The following is an 18,038-nucleotide window of genomic DNA, read 5'->3' as shown; positions in this document are numbered from 1 at the left end:
TGTGGGGAAATATTCGTTAACCGGGCGATCATCCCGCAGCGGAAACTTAACTTGGTAGATTGCGCAGGTATTCTTTGTATTCGGCCGTAAATTCGAGGGCTTGCTCGAAGTCGGGCGACAGGAGAGAAAGAGCTTTGACCACATCCTCCTTGCCGTATTCACTCAGCGCAATAATTCGAGGCTGGCGGGGAACGCGAAATTGCGTATGGTCGTGAAACACAATGGTGACGATGGTGCCGACAGTCCCCCCGTTCAGTGCATGAACGCTGCTCCACATCCATCGCTGTTGGTCTGTTTCGTCTTCGTTCCCCCATTCCCGCGAAATGTTAAAGTCGCCTGGGAATTTGGGCGTTGGACGTAACCCGGCTTCTTTCAGCTGTGTATGAATAGGTGCGAATAACAAGTTCAAATACGTTCCATATGCCGCATCCCCTCCCTCGTTATAGGCCTTCAGCAGCTTATCTTCATTTTTGACAAGTACCGCCTGCCAATTCTCGTTGATTTGGTCTCCTATGAATCTCCCGATAGCGTCAATGCGATTCTCCGAGAATAGTTCCAGATATCTTTGCAGAGGCTTCAGTTGTTTCATGGTTAACTCCTTCCATGCTTTGGATTTTGAATTTACGATTACATCGTACAACATTCATGCAAATGGTAAGGTTCGTAACCAATTATGTTCGAAAAAGAAGAAAAACCATATCAGGCGGTTAAAGTTTCTATGATGTAGGAATATTTACCCTGTTCTAGAGACAATCTACAATGTAGCATTCATAACATTGCAGGGGGGCGATATTGTGGGCTTTTTTAGGACAATGCTTAATAACAACCAAAGAAAGAGCAGACCGCTGACGAAAAAGTCCACGCTAAGCCCCCGGCCGGTTTATCCCACCGTGGAGGAAAATATTCATTATTTAAAAGAGGCGCTGTTTCATACGGACGATTTAGTACGCCAAGCCGTATCGATCCCGGGGTATACGGCTGAGTTTCTCTTTATGTACACCATGTGCGAGCAGCGTAAAATTCGTGAGGAAATCCTGCAGCCGATTTCGGACAACAAAGACGGTGAGCTGGAACAAATTCTGATCTCGATGCGGGCGAACAAGCATGATGATCTTGAGAAAGTGGTTGATTTAGTAGTCAAAGGAAATGCCGTGCTATTTATCGACGGCATAGAAGAGTGCTTTGTTATCGAAGTGAAATCGGATCATGCCCGTAATGTCGCCGAACCGAATAATGAGCGGGTCGTGGAGGGCTCGCATGAAGGTTTTGTGGAATGCATCAGCATTAATCTCCAGCTAGTCCGCAAGCATATCGAGAATCGGAATTTGGTTGTAAAGCGGTATAAGCTGGGCAATGAAACGAAAATTGAAACGGTTATCGTCTATTTGCAAAATCTGGCCAATCCCAAGCTAATCGATGAAGTTGATCGCAGAATACAGAATATTGATGCGGACAATATCTCAACTTCCGAATTCATCGAAGAATATATCGAAGACAAATCGTTCTCGCCCTTCCCGCAGCTGCTGCATACGGAAAGACCGGACCGGGTCATTGGGAATTTGCTTGAAGGCAGAGTCGCACTGTTGGCCGAAGGCAGTCCCACTGCACTAATTATGCCGGCGACTTTCTTCGCTTTCTATCAATCTCCGGACGATTATAGCTTTCGTTCACTTCAAGGGTCGTTTATCCGGTTCATCCGGATGTTTAGTTTTGTCATCGCCATCGGTCTCCCGGCTTATTATATTGCGGTCGTTTCTTATCATTTTGAAGTGATCCCTCAGGAGCTGCTGCTGCCGATTAAAAGCAGCATTGAGCACATTCCGTTCCCGCCGATCCTGGAGGCGCTGTTTATGGAGCTTACCATCGAATTGCTTCGCGAAGCAGGCATCCGCCTCCCGGGTCCCGTGGGACAAACGATCGGAATCGTTGGCGGTCTCGTTATCGGAGATGCGGTAGTCAAAGCGGGGCTGGTATCGAACGCCATGATCATTGTCGTCGCATTAACGGCGATCGCTTCGTTCGTTGTGCCTTCTCATGAGATGAGCGCATCGGTCCGAATGCTGCGCTTCCCTGTCATGGTTGCCGCATCGTTATTCGGATTTATCGGGATCGTCTTTAGCCTGATGATCATTCTCATCCATTTGTGTCGATTAGAATCGTTCGGGACGCCCTATTTTGCCCCCGCCGCACCGTTTCGTTTGAAGGATTGGAAGGATGCGATCATTCGGCTGCCTCAGTGGATGTTGAAGCAGCGTCCGAAAGACCCGGCTCCTCAAAAACGAAATACGCAGTCACATCCAGTGAAGGAAGAGCAGAGAAATGATAAATGAGAGGGATCGAGTTACGCCAGGACAGCTCGTATTTTTGGTCCTCCAAACTCAAATCGGCATCGGACTGTTAATGCTGCCTGCCAAAGTGCATAACGTAGCCAAAGGGGATGCATGGATATCCGTCCTTATCGCCGGATTAGCGGTTCAATTCTTTATAGTCGTCATGTGGTGTTTAAGCAGGAGATTTCCTTCGCTTACATTGTATGACTATTTGCCGGCTTTATTAGGCAGATATATAGGAAAACTTGTTTTGCTCGTGTATGCGGCATACTTTATTCTCGTATCAAGCTATATCATTACGCAGTTTGCCAATATCATCCGAGACTGGGTACTGGTCGATACGCCCAAATGGATCATTATGGGCATGATGACGGGCGTATGTACCTATTTGGTCCGAGATAGCCTGCGTGCGATTGCCCGTTATTTTATTCTTGTCTTTTTCTGCAACATCGCGGTGATCATCATCGTGATTTGCGCTTATACCCACGTTAATTTTCTCTATGTATTCCCGGTGGGACAAGCAGGACTATGGAATATTTCGAAGGGCGTTCACGAAACCATGACTTCTTTATCCGGGTATGAGATGCTGTTATTTTGTTATCCCTTCGTGGAGGGAGGAAGCAGCGGGAAAATCAAAGCGGTATCCTTGGCCAATCTATTCGCCACCTTGTTATATGCGTTCGCGGTCTTTACTTGTCTGATCGTCTTTAGCCCGCCCGAGATCGAACTGCTTCCTCAACCTTTGCTTTACATGGTCAAGGCATTCTCTTTCAGTTTGTTCGAACGGCCGGATCTTTATTTTGTCTCCCTGTGGGTAGTCGTTGCCGCCACTTCGGCCATGGGTTATATGTTCATGGCGTCCAAAGGCATCGCGAATCTCTTTCGGCGGGGGAGCGATCATCGTAGGGCAGTGCCTTATACGGCGGCTCTAATATTTATCCTGGCTCTCTTCATTCAATCTCCGCTCTTGTCCGAAACGCTGGAAAACATGTTAACCTTCGCGGATTATTTGTTTGTATTAGGCATTCCCATGGTTCTGCTCATGATTTCCGTTCTGTTCAACGTTAAGGAAGCAGGGGGGGCGACCAGGTGAGAAGGGAATTGATCTTATTATTAGCCTGCTTCATGTCGGGAGTTGTTCTAGCGGGTTGTTGGGACCAGCAATTGCTGAAGGACACCAGAGTCGTAGATCTCGTCGGGCTTGATCTGGGTCCGGAAGGGAAGCTTCAGGTCACTTCCTCGGTAATCGATGTAAGAGGTTCGCAATCCCAAATGAAGGATCTGGACGAATTCCATACGGCGACTGGAATTACGTCCAGGCATTTGCGGGATATTCTTGACCGCGAGATATCCGGCGTATACTCGTCTTCCAAGCTTCGTGTCATTCTAATCGGCGAGGCGCTGGCAAGACGAGGTATTTATCCGTATCTCGATGTATACTACCGTGACCCCAGAAGTGCGTTGAATGCGATGATTGCTATCGTTGAGGGCTCGGCTCATGATATCATCACGACCACAAAAACAGGAACAAAGCTCATTGGCGAGCATTTTAACAAGCTTATTCAAAGTACAGAGCATAGAACGGTTGTCCCTGCGGTCAACCTTCAGCTTATCTGTCCGATCATGCTGGATCCAGGGGATGATTTTGCCGTTCCCTATATTTCAAAGGGGAAGACGAAGCCTACGGTATACGGAGTCGCATTATTCAAAGGCGATCGAATGACAGGCAAATTAAAATCGGAAGATTCCATATTATACTTGATGATGGACGATAAATTGGCCAAGATCGCCAGCTTGACGCTTCAAGTACAGGAGGGGGAAAGTCATGACCCGAATAAATATATCGCGGTAGACTTTCAAAAACTAAAAAGGAAGCTGACCGTAAACGTTCAAGACAACCGTACGATTAAAGTGAATCTCGATTTGAATATAAAAGCAACTGCAATTGAATACGCGAAGGATCATCTAAAAGACAAGCGGAACCTGAATCGGTTGGATAAGAAGGTATCGGATGAACTGACAAGCAGGGCGAAGGCGATTACGGCAAAAATGCTGCAGGCCAATCATGACGGGTTTGGGATCGGCCGAAGGCTGATGGCCTACTATCCGGATATATGGAAGAGGCTTCAATGGAATCAGGATTACCCGAAAGTGGAGTTTATTCCTAATGTGAAGGTTGAGATTACGAACCACGGTATCATGTACTGAGATTGGAGTGAAGTCTCATCGTACCGATTTTGCGGTAATGCTAAAGTCTTTGATTCCGTCGGTTATAACTTTACGTTGATTCATGAAGATGAATTCAATGCGAACAAAGCTGCAAGCATCAAGAAGATCGCTGCCCATATAGCAACACGCACCTGGCAAAACTGCTCTCACGCTGACTTTAAACGGCACAACTTATCGGCTGCCGAACTAAAGCTAGCTTTTTCCGAAGTAAGGTAAAGAAAACGATCGCCTAGCCCCCTATACTGATGAAAGGAGTGTTATACGCTTCGGATCATCCGGACAGGGGGCTTACTTCGTATATGACCAGAACAATCGGACTTGACGGTCAATGGACATTGTATTACTTTCCGCAAGGGGATCATCAGATTTCAGACCCCGAACATTTGAAAACGCTTTCTTTACAGTCCGTCGCGGGCAAGGTCCCCGGCAATGTGGAGCTGGATCTCGTTGAAGCGGGATTATTGCCCGATCCGTACGTCGGAGAAAATATTTACGAGCTTCGTCAATATGAGACCTACGAGTGGTGGTATGAAAGGGAGCTTCAGGTGGACGAACCGATCGGCAGCCGCCGCGTCGAGCTGGTTTTTCACGGCGTCGATTGCATGGCGACCTATTGGCTGGATAACGAACGGATCGGACAATCGGACAATATGCTCATCGAGCACCGCTTCGATGTGAGCGGCCGGATCAAACAGGGACAGAAGCATAAGCTGACCGTCCGCATCCAATCGGCGGTTATCGAAGCGATGTCGAAGCGGTACGATCCATCGAGCCGCGCGATGCAAACAAACTACGAGCAGCTGTGGATTCGGAAGGCGCCCCATATGTATGGCTGGGACATTATGCCTCGTGCGGTTTCCGCAGGCATATGGCGATCCGTCGAGATTGCTGTGCATGAAGCGAACGAAATCTGCGATCTGTTCTTCTCCACGATGGAAGCAAACACACGGCAAGCAGTTGTGCAGCTGTTCTATCAATTGCACGCAGAGCCGCGCCGATTGCAGAATTTGCAGCTCAAACTGACAGCAGTTTGCGGAAGCTCGCGGTTCGAACAAACCTATCCGCTGCATTTTACATACGGTCATCTTCGCTTCGCTATTCCGCATCCCGTGCTGTGGTGGCCAAGAGGCTATGGCGATGCAGCCATGTACGAGATAACGACCGAGCTTCTCAGCGGCGATGAAGTGCTCGATGCGCGAGTGGACAGCATCGGGATTCGTACCGTAGAGCTCATTCGAACCGATATCTCGACGATCGAGCATCCCGGACAGTTTATGTTCAAAGTGAACGGGGTTCCTATCTTGATCAAAGGCTCCAACTGGGTGCCGCTCGACATGTTCCACAGCAAGGATGCGGGCCGGGTGGCCGAAGCGATTGCGTTGGCGGTCGATCTAAATTGTAATATGCTGCGCTGCTGGGGCGGCAGCGTGTATGAGGATCATGATTTCTTCGAGCTTTGCGACCGGAACGGTATTCTCGTCTGGCAGGATTTTGCCATGGCTTGCGCGATGTATCCGCAGGACCCTGCGTTCCAAGAGACGCTTCGGAAGGAAGCGGAGAGTGTCGTGCGCAAGCTGCGCAATCATCCTTCGCTGGCGATCTGGTGCGGCGACAATGAGTGCGATGACAGCTACGTATATATGGGACTCGATCCGAATGATAATGTGCTCACGCGAAAGGTGCTGCCAAGGGTATTGTTCCAGCATGATCCTTACCGCCCTTATGTGCCAAGCTCGCCATACATCTCTCCGGAGGCCTACCGGCTGAAAAATGAAGATGCATATCCTGAGCGGCATCTGTGGGGCGCACGCGATTACTTCAAGAGCGGCTTCTACTCCATGGCCAAGTCGCATTTTGCCGGGGAGATGGGCTATCACGGCTGCACGAATCTATCCTCGATCCTACGATATATCGATGAAGATCATGTATGGCCATGGAAGGATAACGAGCAGTGGGTAACGCATGCCACCGCCCCGGTACGCGGACCGGATTCGGCCTACCGATACCGTGTGCAGCTGATGGCGGATCAGATTAATGAGCTGTTCGGCGAATATCCGGAGCGGATTGAAGATTTCATTATCGCATCGCAAATCTCGCAGGCGGAAGCGAAGAAGTATTTTATCGAGCGTGTCAGGATGCGCAAGTGGCATACGACAGGGGTGCTGTGGTGGAATCTGATTGACGGCTGGCCGCAATTCTCCGACGCCATCGTTGATTACTATTACAGTAAGAAGCTTGCCTACCATTATATCAAGCGTTCCCAGCAGCCTGTCTGCATTATGGTCGACGAACCGGACAGCTGGCATGTTCGGGTCAAGATCGGCAATGACAGCAATCAAGCGGCCAAGGGAACATTCCGCGTATGGGATGCGGACAGCAACGAGACCTTGCTTCAGGGGCCATTCGCGATCGAAGCGAATGGAATTGGCGAGCTGGGCGCAATTCGCGCCCCCCGCAGCCAGCAGCGTCTGATCCTGATACGCTGGGAAATCGATGGGACCGAGTATGGCAATCATTATTTGCAGGGAACGCCGGGTTTCTCGTACGAGCAGTACAAGGCATGGCTGGAGAAGATTGCGCAGCTGCCTCTATCGTTTCAAGCCGACCAGGTCGGCGTATAGCTTGCGAGTCATGGGTCAACGCGAATAGAGAGAAGGATGGTTATCGAATCGGGGGGTCAACGCGAAAATGAGAAAAGTCGGTTTAAGCACTTTGGCTGCTTGGCTTGTATGGCTGCTTGTGTTATCGGGATGCTCATTATTGGATAAGGAGCCGGATACATTGGGACTGCGTGTGAATGAAGAAGGAATATTGACGCGTGACGGCAAGCCGTATCACGGCGTAGGTCTTAATTTTTTCAGTATGTTTAACCGTACCCTGGATGATCCGAACGACAAGAGCTATGCAGAAGGATTGAAGGAAATCGGCAGCTTCGGCATACCGTTCGTCCGATTCGCCGCAAGTCCTTATTGGCCGGTGAGCTTCAAGCTGTATTTCGATGACCGGAAGAAGTACTACGAGCTGATGGATGATGTCGTCGAAACGGCGGAGAAAGAAGGCGTCGGACTGATTCCCTCATTCGTTTGGGCCGAAACCTCGTGGCCGGATGTGATGAAGGAGCCAAGAAACGCTTGGGGCGACGTGAACAGTAAAACGATGGATATGATGCGCACCTATGTAAAGGAGGTCGTCTCGCGGTATAAGGATTCGCCGGCGATATGGGGATGGGAACTCGGCAACGAATTCAATCTGCAGGTGGACCTGCCGAATGCGAAGGACGCCAGACCGCCAGTCGTGCCGGAGCTTGGAACGCCGACAGAGCGGACCGAGAAGGACGACGTGACGAGCGAAACGATGGCTGCGCTGCAGGCGGAGTTTGCGAAGACCGTACGGGAGATAGATCCCAGCCGCATTATTCTCACAGGGAATGCCCTGCCGCGGCCATCGGCTTGGCATCAGCGGGAGAACAATTCGTGGGTGCAGGATACGAAGGAAAACTTCACGGCCATCTTGAAGGATCAAAATCCGCCGCCGTACTCCATGCTAACGGTGCACTATTATCCGGGAGAAGCCAGATTCGGCGCACCGGATGACCCGACCGTATTGATTCCGCTGATGATGGAAGCCGCGGCAGAGGCGAAGCAGCCGCTGTTTATCGGCGAAATCGGCGTCAGCGGTCCTGAGGAAACCGGAAGACCGGTGTTTGAATCCTACATGGGTGAAATCGAGAAAGCGCAAGTACCGCTGACAGCCGTATGGGTGTACGATCTTCCGAATCAGCCTGAAAATACGATCCTGGGCTCGAATGAGCGCCGTTACCAACTGGAGATGCTTCAGGAGATGAATAAGCGCATGTCGAAGCTGGAGTAACGATTGGGAAAAAAGCAGCGATCCAATGGGGCAGGGGCGCCCGTTGGATCGCTTTTTCATGCTTAGTATTCGTTTAGGCTTCGCGATTATTTCTGCCGCGTAACCGTGGTTGAAATTTCTTTCGCACGGTTTTTTTCGTTATTGATGATCGACGAATACGGTCTATTCGTCTCATAGTGAAGGATGATTACGCCTGACCGTAATCTTCTCGTATCCAGCAGGGTGAGCTTCGTTTGCTCCATCCCCGTAAATAATGGGATGCCGCTTCCGAGTACGACGGGACTGACCGTTAACCGGTACTCATCGATTAATTCATGCTGCATGAGATAGTGCGACAGGGTCGGACTGCCGAAGATTACCAAATCATTTAGGTGACGCGGCCATACAGCGGCGAACCGGTCGAATGATAAAATTAAAATCTGTTCGCTGGCAAAATAGATCACAATTAAAAATCATGATTATGACAATCCTTGTCACTATTAACGATTAATATTGGAGAAGAAGGCGGACACGTCACTCCGATGTTAGAAAGATTTTAATCAAGCCGTGAACAAGTTTCTCAAGAAGGGATGAATCTATTATGTATATGACGGTTTCAGATTTTATCAGAGAATGGAATAACGAGGCTGTACTAACGCAAAAAGTTTTAGACGCGTTAACCGATGAATCATTACAGCAGCAAGTATATCCTGAAGGTCGCACCTTGGGAAGAATTGCGTGGCATTTTGTAACGAACATCCCTGAATACTTGACTGAATTCGGTCTTATAATCGATCAGGTACAATATTCAGATGAAGTACCCTCTGCGAACGAAATCGCCGAGACCTTTCGTAAAATTAGCTCTGATGCAGCTAAAGTTGTTGTTGAACAATGGACGGATGATACATTGCAACAAGTACAAAATGCCTTCGGACGACAGGAATCGAATGCTGCCATTTTTATGGGATTAATGAAGCACATTGCTCATCATAGAGGACAGGTTACCGTTCTTATGCGTCAAGCGGGATTGAATATCCCTGCGGTATACGGTCCTTCAAAGGAAGGTTGGAAACAAATGGGGGTGAAGAAGCCGCCGCTTTGATAAGCGGTCCGGTTGCTGATCCTGACGAAGTAATTCTGACCAGGTTGCCGGATCGATGGAAAAGTCAGAAACCAACCCCGTTTAGAGGTTGGTTTCACCATGAAGGAATGTTCTATTTTCCGCCGACACTATGAATTTCGAGCACAAGGGTTACTTGATTAAACCTTAGAACGTATCTATTGCCAGTTATAAAGCCAAAAAAGGCTGCTGTTTGAGCGCTGGTTTCAAAACCGTCACCGAATTCGGCTTCACCCTCGGCGAAGGTTTGTGATTTCAACTTTCTTACTTTACCAGCCCTTATTACGGTTAGTACCGTATTATCGCCCGGTAAATTTAGCGCATCGTGCGTTCCGCCAGTAACTAAGAATACGTCATTCCTTTGTACATTCACTTCTTCAATTCCGAAAGGTGCTGTAGTTTGAGTCCTTCTTAGACTTATTGTCAGCACGTTTGTTTTTTGATTAAATTCCAATGCATATAGAAATCCATTCGTTAATCGAAACATTCTTGCTGTTGCCGGACTGACCTCCAAGAAATTATTAACCTGCTCGCCTGGACAATCCTCCCCCGGTACAGCCAATATGGTTACACGTTTTTGAGTGGCTCCCCTTCGGAATACCGCGGAAGTGCCGTTGCTTATCTGAAGAAGAGCACTCCCGCCTTGAGCACACCCATTTAAAAAAATTTCATTATCTTTACGAGATCTGCTAATCCTGACAATAACGGTTCCCTTGATAATCAATTAATTCTCCCCTTCGCACTAAATTTGGGAATGAAGGCGAATGAAATCCAATGCATACAAGAGCTTCTTTAGGCGGCTTCTTTGGTTAAATCAATTTTAAGCCTTGTTTTTTATTATTTTAATTGTTTTGTTTAACATGTTTTGGTATTGTTGACGCTGTTTTGTTTTTAAATTTGGATGGTTTTGTTTCATGACTTCATGAATGGGAATGACTTCTGTTTTTGCGCGGCCATTCTCAACTATTCGATGAACTAAAGTCGGAGTATATTCAGTCTCCGCTATGATGATTTCCCCCTTATCGTTTTTTTTGATTTTAATTTTAAGAATGATGCTGCTTTGTGTATGGATGTTTCTCTTTAATTGGGTCGATATAAAATTACCTAAGGAATAGATTACCATTTGCCGTTTTCCCTTTCTGATTAACGGCTGAAGTACATGCGGATGCGATCCTAAAATAATATTCGCTCCATGTCTAAATAAAAGGTTCACTAATTGCCTTTGTTTCCGGTTTGGTCTATGACTGTATTCTTTTCCGAAATGTAAATACACGATCAATAGATCAGCGTGTTTTTTTAAATGTTTAATATCTGCTATCATTTGCTTCTTTCGTATCAAGTTGACCATCCATGATTTATTTGAAGGCAGTGGAATGCCATTAAGCCCTGCTGTATAGGTTAAGATGCCAATCCTTACACCTTTGACGGTTTTAATCAGAAATTCCTTCGAATGTTGAAGGGAGTGAAATGTACCGGTATGTTCAATCCCATTCTGTTTAAGAATTCGTAACGTTCGAAGCAAACCCGAGGAGCCATAATCCATACAATGATTGTTAGCTGTAATTAAAACATCGAACCCGGCTCTTTTTAAAGCCGGAGCCGCTTCATCCGGACAAGTAAACAAAGGACCGCCTGATTTTCGTCTCACTTTGTTTCGGGTACCAGCAAAAGTGGTTTCAAGATTACCGATCGTCAAATCCGCTTTCTTTAGAATGGGGGCTACCTTTTCCAGCAGCGGATCGAAAGAATATGTCCCATTAGCCAGTTTTGCATCGGAAATAATATATCGTTTCACCATTAAGTCTCCGACAGCAGCTATCTGAATATCGGTCAAAGGTTTCACCACTTATTGTTTATTTGGCTAAGCATGTATCAAAATAACTTTCGCGTAGGATATCCTTAGGAGAGGAACCCATTACTTCCTGGAATTAATTCGGAGTACGTATGTAGTAATATATGAGGGGGATACATGTCTAGGTATGGGTTACAGCCCGCCCAATAAATATTACAATACAAGGCGTAAGCTGATGCAGCTTGTAAATAGTAGGTGATCGGAGTGTCCAAATCCAAACGGCAGTTAAAATTGATGATGACGGTTAACCGTAAACGCCGGTTCAAGGTTCAAGAGCTTGCAGACGAATTCGGCGTCTCAAAGCGCACGATTCTGAGGGATTTGCAGGAATTGAGCGAGCTTGGGGTGCCGCTCTACTCACAAGTAGGGCCGCATGGGGGCTATCAGGTGGTCAGGGAGAGGGTGCTTCCTCCGATCGCCTTCGCGGAGGATGAGGCCGTGGCCATGTTTTTTGCGGTTCACGCCTTGCGCCACTATTCCTCGCTGCCATTCGAAGCAGAATCCGCTTCTGCTCTGAACAAGTTCTATCTCCATATGCCCGGGGACGTCCGGGACCGAATCGATAGCATGAAGGATCGGGTCGACTTCATTACGCCGACCAGGCGGGGAGAGGCTCCTTGCTTATCCATTCTCCTTGATGCCGCCATTCATCGAAAGGTGCTTGTTATCGAATACAAGTCCAAGGATGAAGGAACGAGCAATCGGCAGATCCAGCCTGTATGTATTTATGCGAACAACGGTTTCTGGTATTGTACCGCATACTGCTTCCTGCGTCGTGGTTTCCGCGTATTCCGGTGCGACCGTATTCGTGAGGCGGAATATGACACCGCCGGTATTGAACCGCTCGAACTGGGCGACATCGGCCTTAGTCGGCGGAAAGCGGCCGAACTGAGGGAGCCCATACGCCTTACTGCAGAATTGAGCCTAGCCGGAGTCCAGCGGTGCGAAGCCGAACTGTGGCTTGATTCCATGCTGGTCGTACATGAAGACGGGAGCGGCCTGATCGATACGGATTTGTCCCGGAGCGATATTCCTTTTTTGACCGAATTTTTCATTGCTCTGGGGAATGAAGCCGTTCTGCGGGAGCCGGCAGAATTGAAGGAGTCGATCCGAATCCGGCTTTCCGAGCTGTTAGCTTATTATCAATGAGGCTAAAAAAGCAATAAAAAGCATGGTCAATGCTTTGAAAATCTATATATACGGAGGGATCATTGTGGCGCCGTTTATTGCGCTTGTCGCATCCTTTTTATTGTTCCGGGTATTCGGTTTGCTTGGCTGGTCTTATTTCGACGAATGGCATTCATCACTGCAAGGAGCAGTGGTTGTCATGCTGCTGCTAACCGCTTCCGCACACTGGGGAAAAAGGCGTCCCGACCTCATTCGTATGGTACCCCCTTCTTTTCCGAGACCCGATTGGATCGTTACGGCAACCGGGTACTTGGAAATCGCCGGAGCTATCGGAATTATGCTCCCTGCGACATCCCAAGCCGCTTCCGTTTGCTTGACAATTCTACTGATCGCCATGTTTCCCGCGAATGCGTACGCTGCTAGAAAAAAACTGACGATTGGCGGCAAGCCTGTTCCCAAGCTGCTTGTCCGGTGTCTGCTGCAGATCGTATTTATCGCGGCGGTCATATTGGCTTCGCCGGTCTTTGGGTAGTGAAAACTCAATAACTTCTGTTCATTTCGCAGCCTCAAGGAACACGGGAAAAATCTTGTTAACGAAATTCCGGGCGCGGTTTTACTCCCATTGGAAGGTACTGGGCATGAGCTTCACTACGACGACTGGAATCTAATAATCGATTCGATCTCTAAACATACCACGATACCGAATCAGCACAGCTAATGTGTACGCTAACTGAATCAAACAGCGGCAGTCCAGGACATTATTTTCCGTCCATGGCTGCCGCTGTTTCTATTACTTGGGTCAGTCTAAAACTTCCATTCGTTTTGCTTCGCCTAGCCTGTGGATGGGATGGCCGTATGTACGTCCGCTTGGGTGAAAAATCACAAATCCCGTATGTATTATCTCATCGTCATTTCATTTGCGCCATTGTATAATGGGTTGCGAGAATCGATGAGGACCAAAATAAGGAGACCAATGAGAGGCGGAGATCTGGATGTCGGCAAATCGCCCTAAAGTTCGAATCGCTGTAGTCGGTTTAATATTTGGTTATAGCTTCGCGGAAATTTATAAGGATCACCCCGATGTGGAATATGTAGGGCTGTGTGACATGAATGTAGATTTGCTCAAGCAAAGAGGGGACGAGCTTGGAATCGAACGAAGACATGCGAGCGTGGAGGAAGTCATCGCTTCGGATCAATACGACGCCATTCATCTATTAACCCCTATACCTACACATGCACAGCTAACGCTCGATGCCTTGAACGCCGGCAAACATTGCGCATGTGCCGTTCCGATGGCAACTAGCTTGGAGGAATTGTCCGCCATCGTTGAGGCGTCAAGACGGAACGAGAGAAACTACATGATGATGGAGACGGCCGTATATACGACTTATTATTTACATATCAAGCAATTGATAGAGCAGGGCGAATTCGGTCATATTCAATTCCTTCGCGGCGTTCATTATCAGGACATGGAAGGATGGCCTTCCTATTGGATGGGATTGCCGCCGATGCATTATGCGACGCATGCAGTCGGGCCTCTGCTTGCGATTGCCAATACAAGAGCCAAGAAGGTTCATTGCTTAGGATCGGGCTTCATGAGAGAAGAATTACAGCGGCCTTACGGCAATCCTTACCCGATCGAATGCGCGATTTTTCAGCTGGATAAGGAGAATCTGGCTGCGGAAGTGTCCAGAAGTCTGTTTCATATGGCAAGAAGCGGCGCGGAGACTTTCAGCGTTTATGGCGAGGAGCTTTCATTCGAATGGCTGGATGAACCGGTGATGTACAGACGCAGAGAGGCCAATGCGTATGCCAGGGGAACCGAATATACTCGGCATTCAATCGATCCGGAACCGGACTTCCGTCATTTGCTGCCGCCTGAAATCAGGCGCTACGCCGATAACGGGCACCACGGATCCCATCCGCATCTCGCTCACGAATTTATCCGCAGCATCATAGAGAAACGGCAAGCTTCGATCAACGCCGTCGTCTCGGCGGATTGGACGGCTGCAGGCATATGCGCGCATCAATCGGCAATGCTGGGCGGGGCGGTAGTAGAAATTCCATCGTTTGAATAATCTATAATCAACTACGATATTTGGTTATTGCCGATCAGTCCCTTGCCAGTATAAGCATCAAGCAGCCGCTGTCCGTTTGGATCCATGAAGAAATGGTTAAACCGTACGATAAGGGGCTAGCCTCAGCGTACATTACACGAGAAAGAAGGAGAAGTAGCGATGAAACAGGAACAGATGGATCGAATGCATACGGGAAAAGGCTTTATTGCAGCGTTGGACCAAAGCGGCGGAAGCACTCCAAAGGCACTGCTGCAATACGGCATCAAGGAATCTAGTTATTCTAACGATGAAGAGATGTTTGCATTGGTTCATGAAATGAGAAGCCGCATCGTCACAAGTCCGGCGTTCGATTCGAAATATATACTGGGTGCGATCTTGTTCGAGAATACGATGAACCGTACGATTCATGATCGATATACCGCCGATTACCTATGGGAAACGAAAAAGATCGTCCCTTTTCTCAAGGTTGATGAAGGACTTGCCGACCTTAACGACGGCGTTCAGCTTATGAAGCCTATGCCTAAGTTGAATGGCTTGCTGAAGCGGGCGGTTGAACGAAATATTTTCGGGACGAAAATGCGCTCGGTTATTAAAGAAGCCAACCCGGAAGGCATTCGCAGAGTCGTTGAGCAGCAGTTCGAGATTGGCAAACAAATCGTGTCGATGGGGCTCGTTCCGATCATCGAGCCTGAGGTAGACATTCATAGCGCGGATAAGGAGCAATCGGAGAACCTGTTGAAAGAGGAGATCATCAAGCAATTATCCGCCCTGGACAAGGACGCTAAAGTCATGCTGAAGCTTTCCATACCGACTGAAGAGAATTTTTATAAGGATTTGATGGACGATCCGCATATGGTTCGGGTTGTAGCCTTGTCGGGCGGCTATGATCAGAAGGAAGCCAATGAAAGGCTGGCCCGCAATGAGGGCTTAATCGCCAGCTTTTCGCGTGCTCTATCGGAGGGGTTAACAGCCCAGCAATCAGACGAAGAGTTCAACGCGATGCTGTCCCGTTCCATTCAGGCCATCTATAACGCGTCGATCACCTGATTGCTAAGCCGTGCTGCCGGAAACAAGTCAGAAATAACAATATTCGATTGATAAAGAGGTTAAGCAGCTCAATGATGCTTAGCCTCTTTGCGTTATGTATCCAATGCTGTCCAAACGGTTTCGTCATTAACTTTCAAGGCATGTAATAGGATAGTCATAGTTGGCCATCGCGTGTGCAAGGAGAGAAGAAGGAATGGGAATCGAGTTCTTAGCTTCGTTGGATTGGCTTAAGAAAAGCCCGTTTCCGGCGCTACACCGAATCAAAAGAGAATTGAAGAGGAAAATGAAGTTCGCCCATAAGCTATCGTTAAACCTATCCGAACTGCCTGAAAAAGATGAACTCCTCATCCGGCACATTCAGGATCGCACCCGCCAATTTAACGTGAACAATATTACCCGCACCATGGCGTATGAGGAGTACTATCGGCGGCATCCGGAGATTGAATGGGCCTTCTTGGGGCATATGGTCTCCAGAAACGGCGGCTGGAATATGACGGATTTGCGCGGGGAGCCTCATTCTCGCTTGCTTTCCGCTGCGGAACAGAATCGATTTTTTCAATTTTTGGAACGCGGCAATTGGCTGATTTTCCAAGATGCCTATCCGCAATTTTTATTGTATGAGGAAAGCTTGCGCAGAGAGAAGAGCTTGTTTCATTTGCTTCCCTTTTTTCATGTATCGGCCTTTATGGAAGTCATGTGGAATCATTTCTGGACAAGCGGCGACCGTTATCTTCTTACTATCGCTCTTGTAATCAATGAGCAGAGCTATCTGGAAAAAAGAATGATCCAGAATCAGCATTATCAGGATACGATTCTGCAGACGCTGGAGTTTAAACTCCATGATTGGCTGAGCATGAATCAAATTCTTTTTCCGTATTATACATTGTCGGAAGAAGGTGTCCCTCAAACGGCCGCGACCGGTTTGATCGGTGAAACGCTACATCGGTTTGGATCGCTGCATGAACGAATCCTGCTCGGCAAACGGTTGTATGCCTTGCTCTTCGGTCATCCCGACCGTCTTCAGGGCATATTAAGCTGGGCGAAGGATCATCCGCACACGGCTTCCCGCAAAGACTACTGGCCGCATCTGTTCAACGACGTGAACGATTCCGTGCCTGGAGCGCCTTACAAGAAACGATTGGACGATTGTCAGTTAAAGCCGGGGGCCAGCCGATTCTATAGCCCTGCGCTGCAATATGCATGGAGCAACGTAGAGCATGAAGAAGCGGTGGTCGGAGACTGGTTGGAGGATTGGAAAGTGATCGCTTATTTGATGGGGCATGAAGAACACGCAGGAGGGGGGATCGAACAAGCATACTGCCACACCTTGGACAAAATCGAACTTGCGGTCATGGCCAAGACGGCGATATTGTAGCGGTAGAATCGAACACCATTATTCACGCCCCCGACCATTCCGCGGAAGCCGGAAAAGCCGGGGGCGTTATTGCAGTTACTAGGATTCAACGAAGATAAGGGCTGAAGCGCGCCGGATTTACTCCGTCGAAGCCGGAATGGCTTCCGTCGTAACGTAGCTGTCCTTCAAGATATAGAGAAGCGGTTTTTCGGCTTGATTAGCGGCATCGTAAGCCGATACTAAGGCATATTGGCTGCCTTGCAGGTCTACATCCAGCTCCGTAACCCGATCGGCCTCGAGACTGATCTCCTCCGTCAATTGCTGATTGCTGCCGTTCATTACCCTGATCTTCATCGACGAGGGAGAGTACAGAATCAGATGCAAAGTATTGTATTTTTTTCCAAAGTTGAATTTCAAGTAAGGCGATCCCTCATACCAACCCACCCCCGCGTTTTCCGCCGTAAAGGCGTAGGCTCCTTCATACTGATGATTTCCGAAAACCAGCTGCTTTTTGTCGACCACATCGTAAAACTTCTCGCTCCAGTTATCCACTTTCACCTCTTTGGAATACAACGTGAGGTTGCTGCTCTCGCGCATGCCGACGGTTTGCGTGGCGCCTTCCCATGTGATCGGAATGTCAAAGGCGTTGGCAACTACCCGAAGAGGCAAGTAGGTCGTTCCGTTGTACGTGATCGGAAGCACTTCCTTGCCGTTGTCGCCGACCGGGCGCCAAGGCTTGCCGTCCAAACGGAATTTGATCCCCGAGTTGAGATAGGCTTTGATCTCGGTAAGATTGCTGGCGGCGAACGCTCCGGCCGAAAGCGAGAGCATGGCGGTGATGACGAGCAACAGAATAACGCGTGTCTTCTTCATCGATAATCTTCCTCCATTGGTTCATGATCGATTCAACAAGTAAGAGTTTAACAGGAGAAACGCTTCAAAAGCGTTTCAAAAACGGGCAGCGGGCGGGGGAAACGCTTTTGAAGCGCTCGCTGTTCTAGAATATTCAGAAAGGAGATTGGTGAAGTCTTCTTCCAAACCAACTTGGTTC

16 protein-coding genes and 1 pseudogene are annotated in these 18,038 nt (G+C 48.4%); 12 read left to right on the top strand and 5 right to left on the bottom strand.

The window, feature by feature from the left end:
- Positions 1–46: 46 nt before the first annotated feature.
- Positions 47–589, bottom strand: coding sequence for a DUF6022 family protein (locus tag L1F29_RS20060; RefSeq protein WP_258383830.1), 543 nt, complete (start codon positions 587–589; stop codon positions 47–49).
- Positions 590–794: 205 nt separating this feature from the next.
- On the opposite strand from L1F29_RS20060, the gene L1F29_RS20055 reads away from it, so the two are divergent.
- From L1F29_RS20055 to L1F29_RS20035, 5 genes are all read left to right on the top strand, one after another.
- Positions 795–2,330, top strand: coding sequence for a spore germination protein (locus L1F29_RS20055; protein ID WP_258383829.1), 1,536 nt, complete (start codon positions 795–797; stop codon positions 2,328–2,330).
- Entirely contained in the window at positions 2,320–3,423 is a 1,104-nt protein-coding gene (locus L1F29_RS20050) for a GerAB/ArcD/ProY family transporter (protein WP_258383828.1), read from the top strand. Before L1F29_RS20055 ends, L1F29_RS20050 begins: the two co-directional genes overlap by 11 nt.
- On the top strand, positions 3,420–4,538 hold the full coding sequence (locus L1F29_RS20045) for a Ger(x)C family spore germination protein (protein ID WP_258383827.1): 1,119 nt from the start codon (positions 3,420–3,422) through the stop codon (positions 4,536–4,538). The genes L1F29_RS20050 and L1F29_RS20045 overlap by 4 nt, the downstream gene beginning before the upstream one ends.
- A 320-nt stretch (positions 4,539–4,858) precedes the next feature.
- Positions 4,859–7,180 (top strand): glycoside hydrolase family 2 protein, encoded by a 2,322-nt coding sequence (locus L1F29_RS20040; protein WP_258383826.1) that lies wholly within the window; start codon positions 4,859–4,861, stop codon positions 7,178–7,180.
- Positions 7,181–7,247: 67 nt separating this feature from the next.
- Positions 7,248–8,429 carry a cellulase family glycosylhydrolase gene (locus L1F29_RS20035; protein WP_258383825.1) on the top strand — a complete coding sequence of 394 codons (1,182 nt, stop codon included), beginning with the start codon at positions 7,248–7,250 and terminating at the stop codon, positions 8,427–8,429.
- Between the two features lie 86 nt (positions 8,430–8,515).
- Here L1F29_RS20035 and L1F29_RS20030 read toward each other — a convergent pair whose 3' ends face one another.
- Positions 8,516–8,872, bottom strand: coding sequence for a dihydrofolate reductase family protein (locus tag L1F29_RS20030; RefSeq protein WP_258383824.1), 357 nt, complete (start codon positions 8,870–8,872; stop codon positions 8,516–8,518).
- 137 nt (positions 8,873–9,009) lie between these two features.
- Between L1F29_RS20030 and L1F29_RS20025 the strand changes: the two genes are divergently transcribed.
- Positions 9,010–9,510: a DinB family protein gene (locus L1F29_RS20025; protein ID WP_258383823.1), complete on the top strand. Its 501-nt coding sequence runs from the start codon at positions 9,010–9,012 to the stop codon at positions 9,508–9,510.
- Between the two features lie 112 nt (positions 9,511–9,622).
- Here the strand turns inward: L1F29_RS20025 and L1F29_RS20020 are convergent, their stop codons facing one another.
- Together L1F29_RS20020 and L1F29_RS20015 are read right to left on the bottom strand one after the other, a co-directional pair.
- Positions 9,623–10,252 carry a hypothetical protein gene (locus L1F29_RS20020; RefSeq protein ID WP_258383822.1) on the bottom strand — a complete coding sequence of 210 codons (630 nt, stop codon included), beginning with the start codon at positions 10,250–10,252 and terminating at the stop codon, positions 9,623–9,625.
- Between the two features lie 96 nt (positions 10,253–10,348).
- Positions 10,349–11,362, bottom strand: a complete 1,014-nt coding sequence (locus L1F29_RS20015) for a CapA family protein (RefSeq protein WP_258383821.1) — start codon at positions 11,360–11,362, stop codon at positions 10,349–10,351.
- A 222-nt stretch (positions 11,363–11,584) separates the two neighbouring features.
- On the opposite strand from L1F29_RS20015, the gene L1F29_RS20010 reads away from it, so the two are divergent.
- From L1F29_RS20010 to L1F29_RS19985, 6 genes and pseudogenes are all read left to right on the top strand, one after another.
- Entirely contained in the window at positions 11,585–12,529 is a 945-nt protein-coding gene (locus L1F29_RS20010; RefSeq protein ID WP_258383820.1) for a helix-turn-helix transcriptional regulator, read from the top strand.
- A 64-nt stretch (positions 12,530–12,593) separates the two neighbouring features.
- Positions 12,594–13,040, top strand: a complete 447-nt coding sequence (locus L1F29_RS20005) for a DoxX family protein (protein ID WP_258383819.1) — start codon at positions 12,594–12,596, stop codon at positions 13,038–13,040.
- A 39-nt stretch (positions 13,041–13,079) separates the two neighbouring features.
- A pseudogene (locus L1F29_RS20000) lies at positions 13,080–13,226 on the top strand (alpha/beta hydrolase); the annotation flags it as partial.
- A gap of 274 nt (positions 13,227–13,500) precedes the next feature.
- On the top strand, positions 13,501–14,586 hold the full coding sequence (locus tag L1F29_RS19995) for a Gfo/Idh/MocA family protein (protein ID WP_258383818.1): 1,086 nt from the start codon (positions 13,501–13,503) through the stop codon (positions 14,584–14,586).
- A gap of 159 nt (positions 14,587–14,745) precedes the next feature.
- Entirely contained in the window at positions 14,746–15,633 is an 888-nt protein-coding gene (locus L1F29_RS19990) for a fructose bisphosphate aldolase (RefSeq protein ID WP_258383817.1), read from the top strand.
- A 193-nt stretch (positions 15,634–15,826) separates the two neighbouring features.
- Positions 15,827–17,008, top strand: a complete 1,182-nt coding sequence (locus L1F29_RS19985; RefSeq protein WP_258383816.1) for a DUF2515 family protein — start codon at positions 15,827–15,829, stop codon at positions 17,006–17,008.
- Between the two features lie 117 nt (positions 17,009–17,125).
- On the opposite strand, the gene L1F29_RS19980 is transcribed toward L1F29_RS19985, so the two are convergent.
- Positions 17,126–17,860, bottom strand: coding sequence for a stalk domain-containing protein (locus L1F29_RS19980; RefSeq protein ID WP_258383815.1), 735 nt, complete (start codon positions 17,858–17,860; stop codon positions 17,126–17,128).
- Positions 17,861–18,038: the final 178 nt, after the last annotated feature.

Source organism: Paenibacillus spongiae, assembly GCF_024734895.1.
Taxonomy (GTDB): domain Bacteria; phylum Bacillota; class Bacilli; order Paenibacillales; family Paenibacillaceae; genus Paenibacillus_Z; species Paenibacillus_Z spongiae.
This window is presented reverse-complemented; position numbering and strand designations above follow the sequence as displayed.

Excerpts from the sequence above, each read along its gene's own strand:
- L1F29_RS20025 (WP_258383823.1), top strand. The coding sequence starts at position 9,010 with ATGTATATGACGGTTTCAGATTTTATCAGAGAATGGAATAACGAGGCT.
- L1F29_RS20035 (WP_258383825.1), top strand. The coding sequence starts at position 7,248 with ATGAGAAAAGTCGGTTTAAGCACTTTGGCTGCTTGGCTTGTATGGCTG.
- L1F29_RS19990 (WP_258383817.1), top strand. The coding sequence starts at position 14,746 with ATGAAACAGGAACAGATGGATCGAATGCATACGGGAAAAGGCTTTATT.
- L1F29_RS19985 (WP_258383816.1), top strand. The coding sequence starts at position 15,827 with ATGGGAATCGAGTTCTTAGCTTCGTTGGATTGGCTTAAGAAAAGCCCG.
- L1F29_RS20040 (WP_258383826.1), top strand. The coding sequence starts at position 4,859 with ATGACCAGAACAATCGGACTTGACGGTCAATGGACATTGTATTACTTT.
- L1F29_RS20060 (WP_258383830.1), bottom strand. The coding sequence starts at position 589 with ATGAAACAACTGAAGCCTCTGCAAAGATATCTGGAACTATTCTCGGAG.
- L1F29_RS19995 (WP_258383818.1), top strand. The coding sequence starts at position 13,501 with ATGTCGGCAAATCGCCCTAAAGTTCGAATCGCTGTAGTCGGTTTAATA.
- L1F29_RS20050 (WP_258383828.1), top strand. The coding sequence starts at position 2,320 with ATGATAAATGAGAGGGATCGAGTTACGCCAGGACAGCTCGTATTTTTG.
- L1F29_RS19980 (WP_258383815.1), bottom strand. The coding sequence starts at position 17,860 with ATGAAGAAGACACGCGTTATTCTGTTGCTCGTCATCACCGCCATGCTC.